Origin of the sequence: Bartonella sp. MR63HLJHH, assembly GCF_042194155.1 — a bacterium.
GTDB lineage: Bacteria > Pseudomonadota > Alphaproteobacteria > Rhizobiales > Rhizobiaceae > Bartonella > Bartonella grahamii.
Genome location: NZ_JBHIMN010000034.1, coordinates 1 through 1,205, shown reverse-complemented (window position 1 = coordinate 1,205; position 1,205 = coordinate 1). Strand labels below are relative to the sequence as shown.

The 1,205-nt window shown below is 42.9% G+C and carries 1 protein-coding gene; it reads left to right on the top strand.

Going from position 1 to position 1,205, the window contains the following annotated elements:
• Positions 1–59 precede the first annotated feature (59 nt).
• A complete protein-coding gene (locus tag ACFIKQ_RS08970; RefSeq protein ID WP_375656306.1) occupies positions 60–1,148 on the top strand; it encodes a DUF3792 domain-containing protein in 1,089 nt (362 codons plus the stop codon).
• Positions 1,149–1,205 lie beyond the last annotated feature (57 nt).

Here is a 1,205-nt window from a genome sequence, read left to right as displayed (position 1 = left end):
TTTTGGAACATAATTGGCAAAAAGACATTGTATCTCCAGCATATTCAAGGAGATAAAACATGGAAACTCGCATTCCTGAAGACACACCATTCGATACGAATTTTCTAGGAGAAACATCTCTAGAAGAAAAGTATCCATTCTTTCACACACCCATTTCATGGTCCGCAATCTTTGCGGGATTGGTGACAGCCCTTGCCACCTCAATCTGCCTCTCTTTTCTGGTAGCAGCTTTAGGCTTAAGCCAAATGGATTTCACCTCTTCAACCCCATTTGAAGGCTCTTTCCTCTCCTTTGGCGTGGGTTCTATTATCGTTACACTGATTAGCCTAGCCTTGGGAGGCTTTGTAGCTGGACGTTTTGCTGAATCGTCAGGGACGCTTCATGGCTTTCTTACTTGGGCTCTCATAACATTGCTAATGACCCTCCAAGCCATCCACGTGGTTTCTAGTACAGCAAAGATAGGAGCTAAAACTGCTCTAGAAAACAGCTCCATGGTCCAACAAACCGTAGACAGCCTCAAAACCAATATTTCCCCCATACTTGCAAAATTAAACAGCGAAAGTCTTGAAAAGTTTTTTGCAAAAAACAGTGACAATGGTATCAATTTTGACCAACTTGGTAGTGAATTGCGCACCCTTCTCAATAAAAGCGACATTCCTGCTCTCAACCCTGATCGCTTGAAACAAACCTATCAAGCAGCACTCAACGATATTGGTTCTGCGATCACAGCTTTCAAAAATGATCCTTCTCACTATCGCACCACTTTAAAAAATCTTGGTGAGCGCCTGTCTGATCGTGTAGAAGATCTCACGACAAAATTTGATCGAAGTGATATCATCGAAGCCCTCATAAAAGATGGCATGACCCGTTCGGACGCACAAACAGCAGTAAACCGTGCCGTTCAACTCTATCAAAGCGCCGAGGAAAAAACCGAAAAAGCCATCAAAGCCCTTGAAGAACAGGCAGAAACACTCTCGGACAATCTTGAGGATACGATCAAGGGAGCAAAAAACACTGCGACTAAAGCTACAAAAGCAGCCTCCAATATGGGATGGTGGGGCTTTTTAGGAAGTCTGGTAGGCGCCATTGTTTCCAGTGTTTTTGGTTATTATGGTTATAGAAGCCGTAAGGATACTTTCATGCTTTAAAACTTCTACCTCTAAAGCAAACACATAAAAAGCTGCACACATGATGCAGCTTTTTTT